This window comes from Peribacillus sp. NPDC096447, from assembly GCF_044762725.1.
Lineage (GTDB): Bacteria > Bacillota > Bacilli > Bacillales > DSM-1321 > Peribacillus.
Genome location: NZ_JBIWEV010000023.1, coordinates 1 through 5,434 on the forward strand (window position 1 = coordinate 1; position 5,434 = coordinate 5,434).

The window sequence follows — 5,434 nt, forward strand, 5'->3', positions numbered from 1 at the left end:
GTTCTACCCCAGCTACCGTTATCATATATCGATATAAAAATTGTTCAACCAGAAATATCTGGCTGACCTTATAATACGAAGGGGCAGGATAGTTGAAGAGTGCTGTTTGACCTTTGTTCAACAATTGGGCCATCTTGTTGAAGAAACTTCATAAAGTTAAACCCTTAATGGGAAATCAATTTATCTTGGTTATTCAAGAATCGGAGGTGCAATTCTTTAAAAAAAGAAATTACAGTTTAATCCAATTCCGGATTTTATGTTAAGATAATTCTTGTGAGTAAGTTTGTTGCGAACTGAATAGAAATTAATAAAATAAGTTTTGATTGAGGGAGAGAAAAATTTGTCTAAATTAAAAAAATATCTATTTTCAACTTTTTCAATCACTTTTCTTTCTTGGGGAATGATTGCTGTTTATACGCAAATTAAAAATATTCCTTTTGGTTCATCAATTGCTTTATATATTCTTTATATTTTAGGTGTAATAGGGCCTGCAATCGCTGGTATAACCGTTAGCAAAAGGTCTGATTCAAAAAAAGATTTTAGTATGTTTTTAAAGAGTTGTTATCAACCACCGAAAAATTTAAATTGGTATTTATTTATTATCGTGATCGTTTTAGTTTTTTCTTTACTTCCGTATTTCGTAGTCGGAGGAGAACAAATTGTGCCCGTTCAATATATACTTTTGCAAATTCCTATTTTTATCTTAATTGGCGGTTTAGAGGAAATTGGATGGCGTGGGTTTATGCTTCGAGAATTGACAAAAAGAATACCTGTTTTAACAAGCACATTACTCGTAAGTATTGTTTGGATTTTTTGGCATTTGCCATTGTTTTTCATAATTGGAACTTATCAATATGAATATTTGAATATTCCTGTATTCTCCATAAGTGTTATTTCTTTTTCCTTTCTTTTATCAACTGTTTATTACAAAACAAAGAGTATATTTCTTTGTATTATGACACATGCTTTTTGTAATAGTGTTCTCAATGTGTTCGTTAGCAATCAATCATTATTAGGAGGAATTATAGCATTAGTTTTTTCTTTATTCATCTACTTGCTATTCGCAAACAATCGCAACCGATCATTAATAATGAAAAAAGCTGATACATATATTGAATAATCTATTAGTAGCAATCTCTTATTCCACATAAGGGCGCGATTCTTTAATAAGAATCGCTTTTCTTAATGAACTACCATGAAAATTAACTTCTGTGAGATCCGAAAAATGGCAATAATTAAGTAGACGCAGCTCATTCATTTTTTAAAAAAGAGGAGAGCGCCTGATCAAGGTGTTTATGGATACGAAAATTGGATTAGGATGCTTCGGTAATTGTCACATTATAACCTAAGTTTTCTAGTCTTCGAACCGAATGGCGTACAATTGATACTTGTCTTTGTTTATCAAAGTAATCTTCGCCTAAGTCGACATACATTTCTTTTCGGGTTAGAAGGTAATATGCGATTCGCAACATCGCATGGGCAACTACAATTGCTGCCTTTTTCTTTCCTTTTCGTCCGGCTGTGCGTCTATACAGTGCACCGAGATAGTTTTTTGACCCTCTTACTGATTGAGCTGCTTCTGTTAATGCGGATCTTAAATACTTATTTCCCTTTTTAGATCTACTAGATTTTCTTTTACCTGCGCTCTCATTGTGTCCAGGGACCAAGGCTGCCCATGAACATAAATGTGCGGCAGTCGGGAATTGGTTTCCAACGTCCGTACCAATTTCAGCTAAGATTTGCTCAGCCATTCTTGTGGCGATACCAGGTATTGAATCAAGTCGTTCTATATCGTCCTGATAAGAGCTTACTCTTTGAGCTATCTCTTGATCCAACATTTCAATTTGTTCACTTAAAAAATCAATGTGAGGGGCAGGTTAGTTTAATAATACACCTATAAATTCAGCACTCCCCATTGTATAATAATACTGAAATATACATTTTTATACATTATATAAGGGAGGTTGGAGTTAATGAATATGATTTGTGAGTCTGGAAAATTGGATGATTATCTACTCGAATTGAATGAAGTTAATTATTCTAATCCTATAATTGGAGCAAAGGTGGATGACCTTTTCAACCCTTCTCAAACAGATATTGAAAAAGCAAAAGTAGCTTTTGAATTTGTTCGTGACGAAATATCTCACTCTTGGGATATTCAAGGGAAACGTATTACTTGTAATGCATCAGATGTATTAGCCTATAAAGAGGGAATTTGCTATGCAAAATCAAATCTATTAGCATCTTTATTACGATCGCAAGGAATACCAACAGGTTTCTGCTATCAAAGATTGATGTTGTTTGATACACCAGAAAAGGGGTATTGTATTCACGCTTTAAATGCTGTTTTTTTAAAATCACTTAATAAATGGGTAAGATTAGATGCTCGTGGAAATAAAAAGGGTATTGATGCCCAATTTTCAATTGATGAAGAAAAATTAGCATTTCCTACTCATGAGGAATTGGATGAAAAGGAATATCCACTTATCTATGTAAAGCCACATCCCAAAACGATAGCTGTGTTAGAAGAACATAATGATGCATTGGAAATGTATAAACATCATTTACCTGAGAGTTTATAGTTATTTCACTAACGGGTGCGTTAGCTGAAGATCAGAGCTGTCTCTAAGGCAGCCTTTTCTTATGGAACTAAAGGGGCAGTTTAGTTGAAGAAATAAATTTTAAAGTAACATAGTTTTAGTTGTGGTAAAATATGTTATTGGAACGGTTAGAAATTATTGGGAGGTATTTATATGAAAGGGAAATTAGTTTTAACCCTTGGTTTTGCAGGAGTTTTAGCAGTATCAATTGGTTTTGCGAAAGACTTGAAAAATACAGAAACATCTGCAGAAGTTTCCTCAAAACAAACAGATACATTTAAACTTGTTACTAGAGTGGAACAAGATCGTAGAGAAGGCATGGTAGCTGAAGGAAAAGATGTTACCACAGTTATAACAGCAGAAGAGCAAAATATGGTAGAAAATAGTTCAACTCAACAAGGGTTTGTTCCACAAGAAAATGGGACAGGTTTCTATTTCGAAAAAGAGATAAAAAATTAAGTTTAGTTGTTAAACTAACGGGTGTTAGTTCTATAAACAGGGGTTGCTTTGGCAGCCTTTTTATTATGGAACTAAAGGGGCGGGTTAATTGAATAAAGAAAAAGGATTTTAATGTTAATAATTTAAATTAAGTGTGAAGAGTAATTTTTAAATAATAAATTTGAGGGTGTTTAATATGTTTAGGTTTTTGTTTCAGTTTGGTATAGCCTCTATTTTACTTTTAATTTCTACTGTTGCTGCTTTCTATGAAGGTAGTGCAATCGTAGATAATCCTTGGGAATGGAAGTACTCAACACCATTTTCTCAATTTTTATACGGTGAGGTAAATAGTAATAGCTCTATATCACAACTTGACTACTTTATATACGCAGTAAAATTTCAACCCACTTTTCCTGTCATTATGGTAATAAGTAGTTTATATTTGTTAATTCTTATTGGATACCATTTCTTAAAGCCACAGCATAAACGGTTTGCTTATTACTTGTCCTTTTTGGGTGGAGTATTATTCTTACTTAGTTATTTTATTTTTAATTCTCCCACTTTTGGTGGTCAAATTTTTTTCTATATTTGGTTAGTGAGTGGTGTATTGTGCATTGTAACTGCTGTAATAATAACTTATTTTCAGATTTCAAATCGTAACACGAACAATATTACAAATTAACCTTGTTGAACTAACGGGTGCTTTAGTTCAAGAAGCGCAAGGCTCTATAGCATTGTCGATCTACCACAATCGTGCGCTTTTGTTGAACAAGAAGTAAAAGGGTGATACATATTATATATGACTAATATGTATCACCCTATATTTTTTATGGATTTTTATGATTTAGGTCTTGATAAGCGTAATAGACTAGACCTTGTATAATTTCTAGACTTCACCTTGCATTTAATCTTCGAATCTAAATAATTAACTTCTTGTTTTCATCAACAATTAAATCATGACTATAGAATTGTTTCCTGGCTGCAGGAGTGACAAACTCCATTATGCCAGCTGGCTTTATTCGGTTATTTTCTTCAATCCCTAGAAGCAAACCAAATTCATCTTTTCACAATCCGGTTATTACTGCATCGGTATATTGATAATTGATTTGTTAATAGCTTTTGTGATATTACAGGTCTGAATTATTCGACACTGCATATTTCCTCTTTAAGAGACTTTTTTATATCCTTAAGTATTTCTCGCATTCTCTTATTTCGGTTCAATAGCTGTTTCTTTTTCGGTGTAAAAAATAGTAAATGACATCTTTATTTATCTAGTTCCTAATCATTTCTCGTTCCTTTAAAGATTGAACAGGACGATTGTTGTCAGGGGAAATTTCCTGGAATGCTTGAATTTGTGTTTTTGACATTTCAATTGGCTGCTCAAAAATTACCCATTTTACTTCTTCCGTACAAGGAGGGGTCGTTAACGAACCGATATAATGGAAAGACGTTTGATCTTGAGGTAGTAAAGCTTGTAAATCAACCGGTTCTTTTACGGTAATATCTTTTTCTGTTTCTTCCTTCGGTAATACATCCCAAACAGATTCCAGTTTTTCATTTTCTTTTCTTTCTTGAATCATCACTCCAAGGACGGCAAGCTTTCCATTCGCGTCTTTATGTACGAGGTGCAGTTCCATATCATAATTTTGGCCATTAAATTGATGTTCACTTGGAGTATGGAAATGAAATTGAGCGAGCTTGTACTCAATTCCTTCAACGACAATGCTGTTGCTTTCTATTTTGGCATTAGCCTGCACTGTATGACCGTTGTTTACGAGTGAAAAAGTTGTTGGCTCATATTTGATTTGAATGCCTTCTAATTTTTTATCCGTTTTTACTTGGGAGAATTCAATATTAATTGGTGATTGTTCACTTCCATTGGCACAGGCTGAGTTTGCAGGGTTTAGTTCTCCCCAGTGTTCAGGTCCCGTGTCCCCCTCATAAGACCAATTAGAAGTGTGTGTACTATGAGCCTCTTTTGCTTCACTTTCTTTCGTACCAGTGGTTTGTTCCTCTTCTTTTTGTGCAGTTGTTTCCTTAGTTTTATACGAGCAAGCTTCTAATAAACAGACTAAAGATACAACTAAAAATGGATAAGCAAGATTCTTTTTCATGCTTGTTTAACGCTCCTTTTACCAACTTTTAATAATCTATACAATAATATACTAAAAATAAAAAAATGGTAAACGTTATTTTCTAAAAAATGTTCACAGACCATGTTTTGATAAAAGTAGACCAAACCCTTACCTATCTGTATTAAGATCGGAGTTGTCTTTAAGGCAGCTTTTTCTTTATGGAACTAACCAGCTAATAGTTAGTCAACATTTTTCAATGAAAACTTAAAATATTTCATGCTATACTGAATTTGTGCATGCCAAATAACCTTCCAATGAACC

General features: G+C 33.4%; 6 protein-coding genes. 4 read left to right on the forward strand and 2 right to left on the reverse strand.

Going from position 1 to position 5,434, the window contains the following annotated elements:
* The first annotated feature begins 340 nt into the window (after positions 1-340).
* On the forward strand, positions 341-1,120 hold the full coding sequence (locus tag ACIQZD_RS26065; protein ID WP_402907765.1) for a CPBP family intramembrane glutamic endopeptidase: 780 nt from the start codon (positions 341-343) through the stop codon (positions 1,118-1,120).
* Between the two features lie 193 nt (positions 1,121-1,313).
* Here the strand turns inward: ACIQZD_RS26065 and ACIQZD_RS26070 are convergent, their stop codons facing one another.
* On the reverse strand, positions 1,314-1,838 hold the full coding sequence (locus tag ACIQZD_RS26070; RefSeq protein WP_402907768.1) for a transposase: 525 nt from the start codon (positions 1,836-1,838) through the stop codon (positions 1,314-1,316).
* Positions 1,839-1,973: 135 nt separating this feature from the next.
* On the opposite strand from ACIQZD_RS26070, the gene ACIQZD_RS26075 reads away from it, so the two are divergent.
* From ACIQZD_RS26075 to ACIQZD_RS26085, 3 genes are all read left to right on the forward strand, one after another.
* The gene (locus tag ACIQZD_RS26075; RefSeq protein ID WP_402907771.1) at positions 1,974-2,582 is read left to right on the forward strand and encodes a transglutaminase-like domain-containing protein; all 609 of its coding nucleotides are present in this window, start codon (positions 1,974-1,976) and stop codon (positions 2,580-2,582) included.
* A 171-nt stretch (positions 2,583-2,753) separates the two neighbouring features.
* Complete coding sequence (locus ACIQZD_RS26080; RefSeq protein ID WP_402907774.1) at positions 2,754-3,059, forward strand: hypothetical protein; 306 nt, start codon at positions 2,754-2,756, stop codon at positions 3,057-3,059.
* 175 nt (positions 3,060-3,234) lie between these two features.
* Positions 3,235-3,720, forward strand: a complete 486-nt coding sequence (locus ACIQZD_RS26085) for a YjdJ family protein (RefSeq protein ID WP_402907777.1) — start codon at positions 3,235-3,237, stop codon at positions 3,718-3,720.
* A gap of 589 nt (positions 3,721-4,309) precedes the next feature.
* On the opposite strand, the gene ACIQZD_RS26090 is transcribed toward ACIQZD_RS26085, so the two are convergent.
* A complete protein-coding gene (locus tag ACIQZD_RS26090; protein ID WP_402907780.1) occupies positions 4,310-5,152 on the reverse strand; it encodes a carbonic anhydrase in 843 nt (280 codons plus the stop codon).
* Between the last annotated feature and the right edge of the window lie 282 nt (positions 5,153-5,434).

Bases quoted from the DNA above. Each gene is read 5' to 3' on its own strand.
- ACIQZD_RS26070 (WP_402907768.1), bottom strand. From the start codon at position 1,838: ATGTTGGATCAAGAGATAGCTCAAAGAGTAAGCTCTTATCAGGACGAT.
- ACIQZD_RS26075 (WP_402907771.1), top strand. From the start codon at position 1,974: ATGAATATGATTTGTGAGTCTGGAAAATTGGATGATTATCTACTCGAA.
- ACIQZD_RS26080 (WP_402907774.1), top strand. From the start codon at position 2,754: ATGAAAGGGAAATTAGTTTTAACCCTTGGTTTTGCAGGAGTTTTAGCA.
- ACIQZD_RS26085 (WP_402907777.1), top strand. From the start codon at position 3,235: ATGTTTAGGTTTTTGTTTCAGTTTGGTATAGCCTCTATTTTACTTTTA.
- ACIQZD_RS26090 (WP_402907780.1), bottom strand. From the start codon at position 5,152: ATGAAAAAGAATCTTGCTTATCCATTTTTAGTTGTATCTTTAGTCTGT.